12 protein-coding genes and 1 tRNA gene are annotated in these 17031 nt (G+C 37.2%); 3 read left to right on the top strand and 10 right to left on the bottom strand.

Going from position 1 to position 17031, the window contains the following annotated elements:
- Nucleotides 1-395: 395 nt before the first annotated feature.
- Together ON15_RS05485 and ON15_RS05480 are read left to right on the top strand one after the other, a co-directional pair.
- Nucleotides 396-1514, top strand: a complete 1119-nt coding sequence (locus ON15_RS05485) for a metallophosphoesterase family protein (RefSeq protein WP_010580480.1) — start codon at nucleotides 396-398, stop codon at nucleotides 1512-1514.
- Nucleotides 1505-4120: an AAA family ATPase gene (locus ON15_RS05480; protein ID WP_010580479.1), complete on the top strand. Its 2616-nt coding sequence runs from the start codon at nucleotides 1505-1507 to the stop codon at nucleotides 4118-4120. The genes ON15_RS05485 and ON15_RS05480 overlap by 10 nt, the downstream gene beginning before the upstream one ends.
- 31 nt (nucleotides 4121-4151) lie before the next feature.
- On the opposite strand, the gene ON15_RS05475 is transcribed toward ON15_RS05480, so the two are convergent.
- Together ON15_RS05475 and ON15_RS05470 are read right to left on the bottom strand one after the other, a co-directional pair.
- Nucleotides 4152-5906 (bottom strand): thiamine pyrophosphate-dependent enzyme, encoded by a 1755-nt coding sequence (locus tag ON15_RS05475; RefSeq protein ID WP_010580478.1) that lies wholly within the window; start codon nucleotides 5904-5906, stop codon nucleotides 4152-4154.
- A 161-nt stretch (nucleotides 5907-6067) separates the two neighbouring features.
- Complete coding sequence (locus ON15_RS05470; RefSeq protein ID WP_010580477.1) at nucleotides 6068-6412, bottom strand: hypothetical protein; 345 nt, start codon at nucleotides 6410-6412, stop codon at nucleotides 6068-6070.
- 947 nt (nucleotides 6413-7359) lie between these two features.
- Here ON15_RS05470 and ON15_RS05465 point away from each other — a divergent pair.
- Nucleotides 7360-7671, top strand: a complete 312-nt coding sequence (locus tag ON15_RS05465) for a hypothetical protein (protein WP_010580476.1) — start codon at nucleotides 7360-7362, stop codon at nucleotides 7669-7671.
- Between the two features lie 343 nt (nucleotides 7672-8014).
- On the opposite strand, the gene ON15_RS05460 is transcribed toward ON15_RS05465, so the two are convergent.
- From ON15_RS05460 to ON15_RS05425, 8 genes are all read right to left on the bottom strand, one after another.
- Nucleotides 8015-8087, bottom strand: a tRNA-Ala gene (locus ON15_RS05460).
- A gap of 148 nt (nucleotides 8088-8235) precedes the next feature.
- Nucleotides 8236-10080 (bottom strand): ABC transporter ATP-binding protein, encoded by a 1845-nt coding sequence (locus tag ON15_RS05455; RefSeq protein WP_010580475.1) that lies wholly within the window; start codon nucleotides 10078-10080, stop codon nucleotides 8236-8238.
- A complete protein-coding gene (locus ON15_RS05450; protein ID WP_010580474.1) occupies nucleotides 10081-11808 on the bottom strand; it encodes an ABC transporter ATP-binding protein in 1728 nt (575 codons plus the stop codon).
- 22 nt (nucleotides 11809-11830) lie between these two features.
- The gene (locus tag ON15_RS05445; RefSeq protein ID WP_010580473.1) at nucleotides 11831-12445 is read right to left on the bottom strand and encodes a TetR/AcrR family transcriptional regulator; all 615 of its coding nucleotides are present in this window, start codon (nucleotides 12443-12445) and stop codon (nucleotides 11831-11833) included.
- A 279-nt stretch (nucleotides 12446-12724) separates the two neighbouring features.
- Nucleotides 12725-13168, bottom strand: coding sequence for an Hsp20/alpha crystallin family protein (locus ON15_RS05440; protein ID WP_010580472.1), 444 nt, complete (start codon nucleotides 13166-13168; stop codon nucleotides 12725-12727).
- Between the two features lie 148 nt (nucleotides 13169-13316).
- Nucleotides 13317-14024 carry a DUF554 domain-containing protein gene (locus tag ON15_RS05435; RefSeq protein WP_010580471.1) on the bottom strand — a complete coding sequence of 236 codons (708 nt, stop codon included), beginning with the start codon at nucleotides 14022-14024 and terminating at the stop codon, nucleotides 13317-13319.
- Between the two features lie 123 nt (nucleotides 14025-14147).
- Nucleotides 14148-15260 carry a glycosyltransferase gene (locus ON15_RS05430; RefSeq protein ID WP_010580470.1) on the bottom strand — a complete coding sequence of 371 codons (1113 nt, stop codon included), beginning with the start codon at nucleotides 15258-15260 and terminating at the stop codon, nucleotides 14148-14150.
- A 53-nt stretch (nucleotides 15261-15313) separates the two neighbouring features.
- The gene (locus tag ON15_RS05425; protein ID WP_010580469.1) at nucleotides 15314-16735 is read right to left on the bottom strand and encodes a sugar porter family MFS transporter; all 1422 of its coding nucleotides are present in this window, start codon (nucleotides 16733-16735) and stop codon (nucleotides 15314-15316) included.
- Nucleotides 16736-17031 lie beyond the last annotated feature (296 nt).

The following is a 17031-nucleotide window of genomic DNA, read 5'->3' as shown; positions in this document are numbered from 1 at the left end:
GACCAATGCAAAACCTGCTTGGTAGAGTTAGCTTTTTTACTGCCGCAAGCTGATAAAAAAGTCAGACTAACTAATGCTGCGGCCGCTAAAGCTGCAACCTGTTTGAACTTCATAAAAATTCCCCCTATGATTTTACGTTGACCTTATATTAATTCTGGTCATTAAGAACTTTTAAGTTAGAGCTTAATTTTCAAACTTAAAAGCTCTTTTATTTAATCAATTAATATTATGATTAAATTATAACTAATATTATAACGGCTAAATTATAAAAATCAACTTTAATTTTAATTTTGCGATAAGAATATTCAAATAAAAAACTTGAGGACCTCGTAAAATGTTGTCGACCATTTTGTAGTACAATCAAATTAAGATGGTAAATTGGAAAGGAGAGCAAGATGAAAATTATTCACTGTGCGGATCTGCATTTAGATTCGCGATTAACGACGCATTTAACCCCGCAACTTGCCCGCCAGCGTAAAACTGAATTATTGAGAAATTTTAAACGTTTGGTTGATTATGCTCAAAACAAGCGAGTTGCAGCTTTGATTATTGCGGGGGATTTATTTGATACGCCAATCATTTCCGCCACTGCGCGAAATCTGGTACTTGACGAAATTCAAAGTCATTCTCAAATTAAATTTTATTATCTGCCTGGGAATCATGAAACTGATAGCTTTTTGGAAGCGGTCGATCATTTGCCGGATAATTTGTTGACCTTTGGAACTAAATGGCAAAGTTATGAATTAGCTAATTTGAATAATTGGCGAATAATGGTGTCTGGTTTGAATATCAACGATCCACAGTTTCAACCGCCGTTAACAACTCCTAAGCTAGAAACAGCTGATTTTAATCTAGTTGTTTTGCATGGTCAAATTTCGCAATATCAAAACAGAAATTTAGCTGATAATATTGCTTTGAATCAGCTAGCAAACCAGGCAATTGATTATCTGGCTTTAGGCCATCTGCATCAATATCAAAGTGGTTCACTACCACCAAGGGGGAAATATTGCTATGCCGGCTGTCTTGAGGGTCGGGGTTTTGATGAGTTGGGTGAACATGGTTTTGTTGAATTAACGATCAATGAGCAGACACATCAATGGCAATCGGAGTTTGTTCCTTTTGCTCAGCGCCGCTTGTTTGAAATTGGGGTTGACATTACAAATTGTCAAACGACCATGGCGGTTGAAAAGCAGATTCAACAACAACTGCAGTCAAGTTCTTGCTCAGCACGTGATTTATTAAAAATTGTTTTAACTGGCAGTATTAGTGAAACAAGTGAGCACAGTTTGCTGCAACTGCAGCAAGATCTGCAAGCGGATTATTATTTTGTCAAAGTTGTTGATCAGAGCAAAATTGCTGTCGACTATCATCAATATTTGAACGATATTTCTTTAAAGGGTGAATTTGTCCGTTTATTGCAGCAGGATCAGACCTTAGATGAACAGCAAAGAGCAAAAATAATTCACTGCGGTTTACGGGCTTTAAACGGAGAGGAGTTGGAAGAATGCGATTGATCAGTTGCCAGATTGAAAACTTTGGCCGTTTGCACGATTTTCAAGCAGCTTTTCAACCGGGATTAAATGTTTTTTTTGAGAAAAATGGCTGGGGCAAGTCAACTTTGACAGCTTTTTTGACAGTGATGTTTTATGGTTTTATCAATGAACATAAGCGAAAAAAAATTGACAATGAACGAAAACGCTATGCTCCATGGCAAAAGGGCGTTTATGGTGGACAAATAATTTTTGAGCAACAAGGGAAAAAGTATCGGCTGGAAAAAACTTTTGGCAGCAAACCAAGTCAGGATACGGTGACGTTGGTTGATGCTTTGACCAATTTACCATCAGCGGATTTTCCTAATCAGTTGGGAGAAAAATTGTTTGGAATTGATCGTGAATCTTTTACCCGTACTTTGTATATTGCTCAACAGAACTGTCAAACGAATGTTACTCCAGGAATCAGTGCTAAGATCGGCAATCTAGCTGATGAACAGGCAGATCTCAACAGTTATCAGCTTGTTAAAGATAATTTAAAACAAGTTTTGAATCATTTAACGCCCAAACGTAAGACTGGCAAGATTAACCAGTTGCTGAACCAGACTGCTGAGATTAAGTCGCGCTTAGCAAATAAACCGACTTTGCTGCAGCAAGCGGCGGTTATTCGTGATGAATTAAAAAAAGAAAAGGACACTCAACAGCAATTGCAAATGAAACAAGCTGCTATTCAACTAGAAATTCACCAAGCGAGTCAGCTTAAAGATCAACAGCTGATCCAAAATAAATATCAAGCTCTTAACGATCAATTAGCAAATACTAAACAGCAGTTAGCCGAAATCAAGCAACAATTTCCGGCAGGAGTGCCAAAACTGACTGATATTCAGCAACTTCAGACTAGGCACGATCGGCTTAAAGTCTTACAGCAAGTGGTTAGCCAGTTACAGTTTTCAACTCAAGAAGCGGCGGATTATCGAACTTGGCAAGAATTGTTTACTGCTCATGAGCTGACAGAAAAGCAACTAACTGATCATCAACAGAAGTATCAAATTTGGCAACAGCAGCAGCAACAACTTGCTCAGCAGCAACTTTCTCAGCAAGAGCAACAGCAATTACAAACTGATCAGCAGTATTTTGCCCAGCATCAATTATCGACTGATCAATTGCAGCAAGTTGGAAAAAATTGGCAACAGTATCAAACTAGCTTAGATCAAATTCAAAAGATCCAAGCAATCTTGGCAGCTCAGCCGCAACAGTCTGCTCAGTTAATACCAACTAATTGGGGATTGTGGATTGCCCTGGGGAATATTTTACTTGCATTCATCGGCCTAGCTAATCAGCAATTGGTGATGGGAATGATTTTTTTATTGCTGGCAGCTTTGGGAGGATTCTGGTTTAGTCAGCAGGTTAAAAAACGAGCAAAACAGTCTGGCAACCCGAAAACTGATGCTTTGTCAGCGCAACTTGTTCAACTACAGGAATTAAATCAACGAGCCGCTGATAATTTGCAAAAAAAATTGCAGTACTTGCGGTTTGATTGGCCGTTGCCAGAAGTTGCAACGCAATTGCCATTAGTTAAAGTTAGATATCAACAGTATCAAAAACTCTTACAGCGAGAGCAAACTTTGCAACAGGATCCCGTAATTTTTCAAAACCAGCAGTTACTTCAAGAAATCAAAGACTTTTTAGACATTTATCACTTGAGACCTGCTGAGCCAGCCGAAATTCCAACTTGCCTGCAAGCGCTAAGCTTCAACTGGCAGCATGCTCGTAGATTAAAGCAGCAAGCAATTAAATTAAAAGCAGCTCAGCAAGAACTGCAAACTCTCCAAAATCAGCAACAAACTTTCTTAACTCAAGCTGCTTTGCCACAAGAAATTGACTTGCAGACTTTGCGAGATAGTGTTCTTAAAATTCAAGAACTTGAACAAACATTACAGCAGCAAATAGTTCAGCTTAAAGATTTTCAGCAAAAAAATAGATCTTCACAACCGCTTTTAACAAAAGTTAGTCAAACTAGATCTTTAGCAGCATTAAATGAATTATTTGAGGCTAACCAGCAGCAACTTAATGATGAAAATGAACATTTCAAAGATTTGTTGGACCAGCAAACAAAACTACAGCAACAGTTAGAAGGCCTGGAACAGCTTGAAGATCAGCTGCAACAATTGCAAGCTCAGCTGCAAACATTAACCAAGCGTTATCAAATCGTCAAAGCTACTGATAAATACTTAACTAAAGCTAAAGATAATTTCTCAGCGCGTTATATGCAGCCGCTGAAACAAGCTTTTGATCATTACCATGCTTTATTAGCAATCGATGATCAGCGTGAATATCAACTGGATTCAAAATTAAATATGACTGCCAAAGAAGCGGGAACCAGACATGAAATCGAGTTTTTAAGTGAGGGTTACCAAGATCTGATTGGAATTTGTCGGCGGATGGCATTGATTGATGCCATGTATCCAAATCAACAGCCATTGATTATTTTTGATGATCCATTTGTCAATCTTGATCAAGCAAAACTACAGGGTGGCTTGAAACTATTGCAAGAACTTGGTCAGCATCGTCAGTTGATTTATCTGACCTGTTATCCAAGTCGAATTCCCAGGCAAAAACAGCAGAACTGATTGTCAGTTCTGCTGTTTTTGCTGATTAAATCTAGGCGTTAAATTTTGCTAATAATTGACTGAAAGCTGGTTGTTGATCCTCGGCTATAGCATATTGCTGACGATATTGATCGACCATTTGATCACCAAAAATTGCCCGTTCAACTGGAACAAAGCTAGTATCAATTGGGTCAACATTCTTAATTTTGGCAGCAAGAACGATTGGCAACCGATTGTCGGCAGCTTGTAACTGATTAATTTTTTGCATTGCTGTTTTTAATTCAGCTAAGTTGGTTGCTCGTAAACCGATCGCACCAAGACCTTCAGCAGCTTTAGCCCAATCAGCACCTTGCAAGTCAATTCCATAAGGTGCTTGATGTGCCAATAATTTTTCGTGCTGAATAAAACCAAAGACTTGATTTTCTAAGACGATATTAATGACTGGCAATTGATACTTGACCTCAGTTAACAGGTCAGGCATAACCATTGCGAAGCCACCGTCACCGGAAATGGTCCAATTCTGCTTATCAGGAAAACTTAATTTACCAGCCAAACCAGCAGGTAATCCGAAGCCCATTGTCCCGTACCAAGCTGACATGCTGAAACGTTGTTGTTGATTTAATGGCAGCTGGCGAATGGCCCATTCGGTATTATTCCCGACATCTAAACCAAAGACGGCATCAGCGGCAGCATTTTTTTTAATTGCTGCCATCACACTTTCTGCCCGTAAACCAGCATGATCATCTTGAGCAAGAGCTTGCAGCCATTTGTCCCAGTTATGCTTATCAGCTTGGGCTGCTTTTAGAAATGGCGTTGGAGCAACACTATAATCTAATTTGAGCAAAGCCTGCAAGAAAAGTTTAGCATCTGACAAAACTGTCAAATCAGCGTCACGCTGTTTGCCAAGATCAGCTAAATTGTTGTTGACTTGGACAAATTTAATATCTGCTGGCAAATAGCGGGCAAATGGGAAGTTAGTACCAACAAAGAGAACCAGATCGGCAGCTTGTGAGACTTCAAAGGCTGGTTTAGTTCCTAACCGACCGCGAGAGCCCATGAAGCTTGGATGATCAGTTGGCATCACGCCAGTTGCCGGCGCAGTTGATAAAACTGGCAAACTGAATTTTTCAGCAACGGCGACGACTTCTTGACGAGCATTGAAGGCGCCTTTACCAACCCAAAGAATCGGCTGCTTGGCAGCTTTCAAAGCTTGTTCAACTGCGTGAAGATCCTCAGCTTTCGGAGCAATTGCTTGTTTAATAGCTTTGATGGAAGCGGTCTTAAAATTGTTAAATTCGATTTCTTGCCCTGAAAGGTCGTCAGGGATAATCACAACTGAAACTGAATGAGTTGCGTAAGCTGAACGGATAGCTTCATCGACGACATAAGGGATTTGTTCAGCATTGGTAACCTGCTTGTGGAACTCTGCCACATCGGCGAAAATCGGATCTTGATTCATTTCCTGGAAGAAGTTGGTATTCATTATCGCTGTTGCTGATTGACCGACGATTGCTAAAACAGGAACATGATCCATCTTGGCGTCGTAAAGACCATTTAGAAGATGAACAGCTCCTGGGCCGGCTGAACCAAAACTAACACCGATTGTTCCAGTTAGTTTAGCATCAGCAGCTGCGGCTAATGCTCCGATTTCTTCATGACGAACTTGAATATATTTAAGATTTTCTCTTTCTTGATAAAGTCCATCAACTGTATTGTTGATGGAATCAGCAGTGATCCCATAAAGGTGATCAATCTTCCAATCGACTAGAACTTTGGCTAATGCCTGGCCTGCTTTTATCTTTGTCATATTAAATCCTCCATTTCAAATTTAATGTTACTTTTTTTATTACAACAGTTACTTTAACACGTATTTTTTAGAAATACAATAGTTTCTGTGATTTTTTTTGTAACAAATATAAAAATAAAAAAGCCAATCAAAAATTGATTGGCGGAATATGAATTAAGTGCTTATTTTTTTGCTTGGTTCTTTTTGCGAGCCGATGCTGGTTTTTCCAGATGTTGATCTGTCAAAGAATAAAATTCTGCTTCAATTTGTGTTAGCTTTAAATCAATTTTATTCAAAACAACTAATCGATAAAAAGCCAAAGCAAAAACAAAACCAAAGAGAAGCACTAAAAGCAGATCCAACAGAAGATGAAACTTGCTGATAAAGGGGTAAAACACGATCAAGATAACGGCAATTAAAAATAGGAACCAGAACCTTGATAGCGATTTTTTAAGAGTTTCTTTTTGCTGAATCAGCTCATAGTAATAATTTTGTAGGTATTTTGTTCTTGAATCAGAATTGTTCATGTATTGTCACCCTTTGTACGTTATTAGCAATAATGATACCATATAATCGTTAAGAAAAAATGGGAGGAATAATGGCTTAAATAAAAAATTACTTTTTGGTTGCTAATTCTTTGATGATTTGATCATTTTGTGCCATGATTACCCAATTTTGTTCAACGATTGCTCTTAAATAATTAGCAGTGGCTTTTTCAGTCGGCGAGTTGCCAGAAAAAATTTTTTTGCTATTTTTGAGTAACTGTTGATCATTAAGTTCGCTTAGAATATTTTTGACTTGAAATAGCTCGTTGTTATTAAGCTTAGCTAAGCCGCGATCTTCTAAGATACCATCAAGTTGATTTTTTCTTAAATATCATTTGCCAGTTCCTTTCGTAAAATTCATTTTGATAATATTTTAACACTTTGAGTCAAAATCAATCGATTAGTTAATAAAATTTTAAAAATGCTAAAGTGATTTTTGAAAGCTAATTAAATTTAATCTTGATCGATAATGCTGCTAATCTGAAACTAAATAATGGTTATAGGTTTTGTTTAGTAGACAAATTGAATAAATTTGAATAAACGCAATAATTTGAAAAAAATTGCTAATTAAGAGTTAAATAGTTTGAAAATATTGGCAACTTATATTAGAATTTCATATTGAAACAATAATTAAAACAGACAGATAAGCTTTGCGTTGTGCAGGGCTTATTTTTATTATCAAGATAAGTGTGGTATAATATGTCTATATTAAACGTTATTTAATTTGCAGATCGGGTTAAATTTGCTGATCTTTTACAAAGATGGCGCAGCCATGGAACTGTAAGAGCACTATAGAGGTAGGGATAGTGCTGGTAAGAGTTAGAATTTGATTTGTTTTTTTGTGATAGAATGTCGGAACAATTTAGTATAACTGTTTTAATTAGAAAGCACTGTTTAAGCAGTGCTTTTGTCAACTTAGTGGGGAACTTATGAGTAAAATAATTCGAGAGATAAAGTTAATAGTTGCTGATCAACCTGATTTTGGTGCTTATATTGGCTCAGAAGAATTAGCACTTGATGGTAGTAACACCGTTAGTGGTCAAGGCCATGTGATCGTTGTTTCTTATGATCCAAAGTTTAGCTTAGCTATGGTTCACCATCAGAATGGCCAACCATTTAGTGGCAAACTATCAAAGCTGGATATTAATTATTCATACTTAATAACAGATGTAAAATTTGCTGATATTCAGGATGACTTGCAAGCTGCTAATGATGCACATCAAAAGACGCCGGAAGAATAAATTAAGTTTAAATTGAAGAAGCAAGTAGGCATGAAATTAAACTATATATTGTTGGAATCAAGAAGTCCTCTGAATAGAGGACTTCTTGATTTTACAATTAAAAAAGTTCTACCGTAAAAGTGACCCATATTTTTGAAATAATTCTACTTAGTTAACGCCTTTACAATTTTAAAATACTAAATTAAAAAAACTGCTACTCAATTGAGTAACAGCCACTCACTGCCAGAAGATTTTTGATTCTCTTTTTTTACGATTTATTGAAATTAGTTAAACACCACATAATACATAAATCTCATAATGCTGGGAATTTAAACACATTTACAATTAGTTGAAACTCATTTAATGGATCATGCCGGACTTGAACCGGCGACCTCCTACATGCGAAGCAGGCGCTCTCCCAACTGAGCTAATAACCCAATGCAATAAAATTATAACTTAAAAAAAGGAAAATTTCAAATGGAGAATTTAATAAAAAGTAGTTGAGTAATTAAGAGCTGAAACTAAAAAATCCCTTTCCAGTTTCATTTTTGGAAAAGGATTTTTTGATTTTAACAAAATTTAAAGTTAATTGATTGGAGCGGCAAACTGACTATTATACAAGTCAGCATAAAAGCCATTTTTCTTCATTAATGAATCATGGGTACCTGTTTCAATGATCATGCCATGATTCATAACTAAAATTTCATCAGCATCCCGGACAGTTGATAAGCGGTGAGCAACGACAAAGCTGGTTCTTCCCTTTAAAAGCCGGTCCATAGCTTGTTGAATCAAAATTTCAGTTCGAGTATCTACAGAACTGGTAGCTTCATCCAAAATCAAAATTTCCGGATCGGCCAAAAATGCTCGGGCAATTGTTAATAATTGCCGTTGTCCCTGTGAAATATTAGAAGCATCTTCGTTTAAAACAGTTTGGTAACCATCAGGCAGCTGGCGAATGAAAGTATCGGCATGAGCAGCTTTAGCAGCTTGATAGACAGCCTGTTCACTGGCATCCTCCCGGCCATACTTAATATTATCGAAAATTGTCCCAGTGAAAAGCCAAGTGTCTTGTAAAACCATGGCAAAGTGTTTTCGAACTTCTTCGCGCGTTAAATTGCGAGTGTCTTGGCCTTTGAGTTTTAAAGAACCACTGTTAATGTCGTAAAAGCGTTCTAGCAGATTGATCATCGTTGTCTTGCCAGCGCCGGTCGGACCGACGATAGCGACTTTTTCACCAGATTTAACGTCCAAGTTCATATTTTTGATCAAAATATTATCTGCAGAATAGCCAAAATCAACTTGATCAAATTTGATTTTGCTGCCATTAGCAGGCTGGTCGTTGATTGCTACTTGGGTTTCTTTCATTTCCGGTTCATCAAGAATTTCGAAAATCCGTTCCCCAGAGGCAACAGCAGCTTGAATCGTATTTGCTAAGTTCGCTAGTTGGGTGATCGGTTGGGTAAACTGATTGACATACTGCAAAAATGCTTGGACGTTTCCTAACGTAATTTGTCGGTGAGCAACTTTGATTCCCCCAGCAATTGCTACTAGGACATAACCAAAATTTTTAACGAAATTCATCATCGGCATAATCAAACCAGAAATCATCTGGGCTTTCCAAGAAGCTCGGTAATAAATGTCATTTTGCTTTTTGAAACGTTTGATACTAGGCTGTTCGCGATTGAAAGTCTTAACAATTGCATGTCCAGAAAAACTTTCCTCTACTTGATCATTTAGCAAGCCAAGACTTTTTTGCTGACGGGCAAAAAATCGCTGTGATTGAGGAGCGATGATCGCAACAACTACCAAACCAAGTGGAACGGTTACGCAGGCAATTAATGTTAGTTGCCAACTGATCGTCAACATCATGATTAAGACGCCAACAAAGGTTACAGCACTGGTTACCATTTGGGCTAAACTTTGCTGCAAAGTTCCGGCAATATTATCCATATCATTGACTGCCCGTGACATAATATCACCGTTAGAATGTGAATCGTAATAATTAACTGGCAGGCGCTGAAGTTTAGCCTTTAAATCAGCTCGCAGACGATAAACAATCTTTTGTGAGACATTTGCCATAATGATTTGTTGGAAAAAGGCTAACGCAGCAGAAATTGCGTACATAATCGCAACAGAAATCAAAATTTGACCAATTTTGGTAAAGTTAATTGGGAATTTAGTGAGATGTTGACCAAGTTTAATTTCACGATAGCCTTTTAAAACGCCATTAAAAATTGTAGTCGTTGCTTGGCCTAAAATCTTAGGCGTAATTATTTGAAAAATCGTTGAACCAATCGCAAAAACCAAAACCATTAGGAAAAGCCATTTCCAAGGCGCCATATATCTGCATAGACGCCAGGTGGTTTTCCAAAAGTTTTCTGATTTGTCAACTTGTCGACCAATATGAGCAGCTGGACCTCTTCCTGGCATTTATATCTCCCCCTCTCGCAACTGCGAATGCATAATTTCCTGATAAGTCGAATTAGTAGCTTTTAAGTATTCATGGGTACCCTGGCCAACGACTTGACCACCATCAAGAACTAAGATCTCATCCGCTTGGGTAACAGTTGCAATCCTTTGGGCCACGATAATGACAATTCCCTGATTGATTTGCGAATCAGCTTTAAGTGCTTGTCGCAGCTGAGCATCAGTTTTAAAGTCAAGTGCCGAAAATGAGTCGTCAAAAACATAAACAGCAGCCGGCTTAATAACCGCTCGGGCGATTGCCAGCCGCTGACGCTGACCGCCAGAAAAGTTTGCGCCACCGTGTTCAACTGGTGCATCAAGTCCGCCAGGCAATGCGCTCACGAAGCCTTGGGCTTGAGCAATTTCTAAAGCGTGCCACATTTGATCATTAGTTGCATCAGGCTTGCCATATTTTAAATTGCTCCTGATAGTACCGTGGAATAGAAAGGCGCGTTGCTGAACAAAGGAAATTTCGCGATGCAGGCTATTTTGAGTGATTTTAGCAATATTAGTCCCGTCTAAAGTAATTTTGCCTTTTTCAATATCATATAAACGCGGTAAAAGGTTGACCAACGTTGATTTTCCTGAACCAGTACCGCCAATAATCGCTAAGGTCTGGCCAGACTTTAAGGAAAAATTGATATTTTGAAGTGCCAATTTTTCAGCGTGATCATAGCGATAGTTCACCTGCTTGAAGGCAAGTTCATGGGTTGCTTGGGTTTGCAGATCAGCAGCAGCTAGATCTTTGACCGAATCAGGAGTCTGCAAAACATCTTGGATCCGACTTGCAGCAGCTTGAGCACGTGGAATGAAAACGAAAACCATTGAAAGCATCATAAAACTAAAAAGAATCATCGCAGCATAGTTCATAAAAGAAACTAGATTTCCAACTTCCATTGAGCGCGTTGAAATTAATTTACCGCCGATCCAAATGATTCCAATATTAGTACCATTTAAGACTAAGGTCATGATTGGAAACATGATTGAAACTAAACTAAAAGCCTTAATCGCGGTATCAGTATACGATTTATTAGCAACTTTAAAACGGTCTTGTTCAAATTGGTCACGTCTGAATGCTCGAATAACGCGGACACCAGTTAAACCTTCACGAAAGACCAAATTAATCCGATCAGTTTTTTGTTGCAAACTTTTAAAGAGTGGGACAGCAAAGTACATGACACAACCGACGGCCAGCGCTAGGAGCGGTAAAGAAATTAAAAAAACAGTTGTTAATCTTGGCTCGTTTAAATAAGCCATGATTCCGGCACCAACTAACATGGTTGGTGACTGGATCATCATGCGCAAAGCCATAATCGTGACATTTTGGATTTGTAAAACATCATTAGTTGTCCGAGTGATCAAAGAAGAGGCTCCAAATTGATCGATTTCATGACTGCCAAAACTTAAAACTTTGGTAAATAATTCTTCTCGTAATTTGGTGCCAAATTTTTGGGCTTGTGTCGAAGCAAAAAAGACATTGCCACTCGCAGCTAGCAGACTAAATAATGCAAAGATAAGCATCTTGCCGCCGATCCGCCAAATATAATCAATATCGCCAGTTATAACACCTTTGTTGATCATATTTGAAGTCAAGGTTGGTAAATTAAGATCACAAAATACTTGAATGATCATGAATATTAGTGCACTTAAAACTGCCCAAGGGGATAATCTTTTACGTGCTAAATTGAACATAAATTCACTCCAATTTCTGTAATTATTTTACAACGCCATTTTCCAACCAGCTTAGCATTGTCAGGCATTGCTTTTTGATTGTTTCAACTGGTTGAAAGTTACCTGCTTGTTGACAATAAAAGTAACGGCCAACCGATCGAAAAAAAATATTTAAGATCATTTCAATTAAACAGCGAAATTGATCAATACCATTAACTTTTAAAAGTTGCAAATTAGTATTTTCATAGAGCTGATTAATTAGCTGTTGCTGACCACCATGAGGCAACCTGCGATGAAGGCGAAAATCATGAGCCTGAATCATGATCTGAAAATAAGTAGCATAAGGACCATTGATTATTTCATTGATACTAATTTGATAAAACTTTCTAGTTGCTAACAACAAATTTCCATCTGATTCATTAAGGGCTTTTAAAAAAGTTTGATTGCGTTCAGTTTGAATTTGGCTGACAAAGTAAAGATAACAATCTAATTTATCTTCAAAGTATTGATAGAAACTGCCGCGCGGGATTTTGGCTCTGCGAATAATTTCGCTAATGGCTGAATCGGCAAAGCTTTTTTGTGAAAATTCGGCCAGAGCCGCTTCAAAGAGTCGCTGTTTTTTTTGCGGATCTAAATGATAAAAAGTTGTTGTGGGCATTTTAAACTCCTTTCTAAAGTTTATATGACAATCTGTCATGTGACAATATGTCATTATAAGCTAAAAATATTTTTTTAGCAAGTCAATAATTTTGAACTTTTACTTGAATTAAGAGGGGATTTTATGGATAAATAAAATTGCTAAATAAGCGCTGTATTCTCAAAATCTGTCGGAAAGCAAAAAAATTCTGAGAACAGTTAAATTAACTATTCTCAGAACTAAAATTACATTACTTAAGCTTCAAATGAAAACAATTATTTAAAATTGATCAAAACCGAATTAATCAATTTCAATATGAGTTGAACTGTCTTCGACTTCCTCCAGCTTTGGCAAATTCAGACTTAATACGCCATTATCGTACTTAGCCGAAACTTTATTACGATCAACGTCTGGTAAATGATACTGACGAGCAAACTGCCCATAAGAACGTTCACTGTATACAACGTTGCCTTCTTTATCACTTTCATCATTGAAGCTGTCACGACTGCCGACAATTGATAGAGTATCATTATCATAGTTGACGTGAATGTTCTTTTTATCAAATCCTGGCATATCAATTTTTACTTGATAGGCATCTTTGGTTTCTTTGATATCAGTTTTTAAATCGGATTTTACTGGTAACTTACTAAATACATTTTTGCCAAAGTCCTTAAAGAAATCATCATTCATCCAGCTGCCTAAGTTTCCTAAAAATCCATTGTAACGGTTTAAATCATTAGCCATCTAAAATCATCCTTTCTTTAATTCCTTGCTTCATCTTCCATAATAAACATTTCCTAAATAAATGCAAATATTTAGCACTCGAATTTTGCGATTGCTAATAAGTTAAAAATATAAATGTTTTTATAACGTAATCTCGTAAGACCTAAGCTTAAGCTAAAATGGCATAGACTAAAACGACTACTAAAGACGGTAGCAGATTAGCTACTTTGATCTTACAATCAAGCAATAAATTTAAGCCAATACAAAAAATCAGCATTGAACCGACTAGTGATAGCCCGTTAGTCATAGCTGTTGTTAAATAAGGTGAAATCAAAGTAGCTAAAAGGGTAATGCTGCCTTCAAAAATGAAAATTGGTAAAGCGCTAAAAGCTGCTCCGATTCCAAGTGCTGAAGTGTAAAGTGCAACAATCACTCCGTCTAAAATAGATTTAGTAAACAGCATTGTCGGATCATGCAACAGAGCATCTTGTAAAGGACCAATTATGGCCATTGCACCGACACAAGTTGTCAAAGTGGCCGCTACGAATCCTTCAATGAAATGAGAATCATCGCTGATGCGTAGCCAATTACCCAAAGATTTAAATTGTTCTTCAATCTTGAGCAATTCCCCTAAAAAAGCCCCTAATGCAAGTGAAACAGCAGCCATCATCAAGCCTTGTGTACTAATTGTCTCCTGCTTGATGACGAGGATTTTACTGAGAGCACCGGCAATGCCAATAAAAATAACGGCAGTTCCTAAAGCTTGCATTAAGGTGGTCTGCATTTTCTTGGTTAAAATTCGTTGAAAAAGATAGCCAACGGCACCGCCTAAAATCACCGATCCAGTATTCGCTAAAGTTCCAATTCCAGTAAACATTTACTTCCCCCGCTTAAATCTGATTTAAATTTATTTTAGCATCTATTTGGAAGAAAAAATTAATTAATTTAAGTTTAAAGGGCTTTTTTCTTAGAAAAATTAGTTAAACAACTCATTGGAAATTCAGTAAGTGGTTGCGGTCGGATCATTGTCTGTTTCTTTTGTTAGTTGCAAAGTGACTTTAGTCGGAGCTGCAGCAACAAATTGATAAATATTCTGTAACTGTTTAATGTAATGCTTAATATCGAATTTTTTGATTGAAGCTTGAATCTTTTGACGTTGAATTTGGTTGCGTTGCTGGTAAAGGATTTGACAAGCTTTGGCAAAAGCAAGTTGATCATTCATTGGGGTTAAGATACCATTCGATTGATCAATAAGATCGCGCGGGCCAGTTGGACAATCAGTGGAAATTACTGGCAAGCCACGAGAAAGTGCTTCAACGACCACCATCGGAAAGCCTTCATATTTTGAACAAAGCAATAAACAATCAGCTTGGTTAATAGCTTGCCAGGGATCTGGAACCCATCCATGCCAAATGATTTTTTTATTAATTCCTAGTTTGATGGCTAACTCTTTAGCAGCTGGCAAATCGACGCCTTGGCCGAAAATATCGATTTGCCATGGAAACTTTAATCGTTTTAAAGTTTCTAAGAGCATTCGCAAATTTTTTTGACCATCTAACAGGATTCGACCAATAAAGATTGGCCGAAAAACTGGATCTTGTGGTACTGGAATTGGCTTTGAATTTTTGACATTAATTGGATTGTAGATTAAAAAAATCTTTGCTGGATCGACACCTAGCTGGATTAGCTGATGCTGGATACCAGAGCTAATAGCTAAATGGTAGTCTGAAAAGGTTAGATCTTGTTTAGCGAAGTAATTGGTTTCCAAAATTGAAGTATGTCCCCACGAGATAATTTTATAATTTAAAGCAAATTTTTGGCGGATTTTAAAGGCTAAACGATTAGCTTTTCCTTCAAGTCCTAAAACTATCTCAGGTTTAAAACTCCGGATATTATTGGTAATAAAGTTAACTTGGCTTGCTGGTGACTTTTGCTGACAAATTTTAACTATATAGTTTGTTGAACGTTGAATCCATTGCAGCCAGTCGGGTTTACCACTAGCTGGGACAAGGACTTGGTAAGTATTTTTCAAATCATGGTTGATTAATTCAGAAATTACGCGTTCGGTTCCACCATGACCTTCCAAAAATTGTGTAATCAAAGTAATTTTCATTCTTAAATTCCTCCTTAAAAAATTGCTGACTTGATAATTGATTAAATGAATAATCAAGATTCCTTTTTTGCTTGTCTGCGTAACTCAAATTGAACTTTTTCTAATGATTTGCCACTGGTTTCTGGAACGACTTGATCACAAAAGATAAACGCCAAAATATTGGTTAATACAAAAATCAAGAAAGTCTTTGCTAAACCAATTGAGCTTAACAGGACTGGGAAAACTAAACCAACTGAAAAATTACCCAGCCATAAGCAAAAGGTGGCGATTCCCATACCGACACCTCTAATTTGTTGGGGAAAGATTTCTGACATTATAACCCAAGTGGTTGGGGAAACTAAGCTTTGGAAAAAGAACAAGAAAATCATTGAAAGACCAATGATTAAAAAAGGAAAAATTTTCAAATTGCTTAGCTGAACTGAGCACCAAGTAATTCCGGCTAGTGAACAAGTTGTTATGCCAATTCCGCTTAAGAGCATCTTGCGCCGTGTCCAATGATCCATTAACCTCAGACCTATATCCGCAGCAATTACCGAGATAACACCATTGCCAATATTGGCAATTAAAGCTGCATGATGATCAAGTCCAGTTTTGAGCAAGATAGTCGTCCCATAATACATAATTAGGTTAATTCCAATGATTTGCTGAACGATTCCCAATCCGATGCCAATTAAGAACGTTTTTCGCACAACTGGTGATTTTAATAATTGCCAATCAAAAGATTGTGGTTGCTGCTGGACAAGACTTTTTTGAATTGCACTAATTTCGGTCTTGATTTGTATTCGATTGTCTCGTAAGGAACGCAGTATTTTGATAGCCATTGGAAGCCGCTGGTTTTGAATAAGCCATCTGGGCGATTCAGGTATAAAAAAAACACCAATTAGCAGCAGCATTGCAGGAATCATACCAAATGCAATCATCCAACGCCAAATACCATTTGTATTAACCAAAAGATTTCCTATAATTGCATTGACCATAAAAGCTAATAATTGACCACTTGTGATCATTAAATCGTTCTGGGCGACTAGCTGTCCCCGTAACTTCTCCGTTGCAATTTCAGAAAGGTAAGTTGGGACAACTCCTGATGCACCACCGACAGCCAAACCTAAAATGAAGCGAAAAACAATTAACAGAGGCGCATTTGAAGCGATTGAACAGCAAAATGTCCCACCCAAGAAAATGAATGATAAATAAAAAAGCAGCTTTCTGCGACCGTAGCGATCAGCTAGTTGTCCGGCAATTAATGCCCCAAAAGCTGCTCCAAGTGTTAAGCTGCTAGTGACTAGACCCTGTTGTAGTGGTGAAAGGTTTAGTTCAGATTGGGCTGCCATATAAGGCAAGGCACCATTAATGACTCCAGTATCGATTCCAAACAGCAAACCACCAAGCGTTGCGATGCAGGCGATAATCCGCATTTTGCGTTCGGCATGCATCGCTGAAATTTGCTTAAAAAAGCTTGAAAAGTTTCTTTTCAAATTCTAAACCTCCTCATTTAAAAATCCTTTTTTAAATTTTTTAGCTCACTCAGTGAAAAATCCCACTTGTTTTTGAGCAACTGCATTATAAGCAGAAGTTAGAATTAGCCTTTGATAGTTCAAAACTCCTTCGATAATCTATTATATACAAGCAATTTTGATATGTTAAATAAAACGTACTTTTTTATTATTATTAGGTTTTCTTATAATTGAGTAAACTGCTTTAAAATTAAAAAAATATATTAAATGGTGTTTTTAATTTATTAGTGTATAATTCAAATTATATGTATTGATAA

The sequence above is a fragment of the Liquorilactobacillus vini DSM 20605 genome (assembly GCF_000255495.1).
GTDB lineage: Bacteria > Bacillota > Bacilli > Lactobacillales > Lactobacillaceae > Liquorilactobacillus > Liquorilactobacillus vini.
The sequence above is the reverse complement of the archived record's forward strand: the minus strand, read 5'-3'. Positions and strand labels throughout refer to the sequence as shown.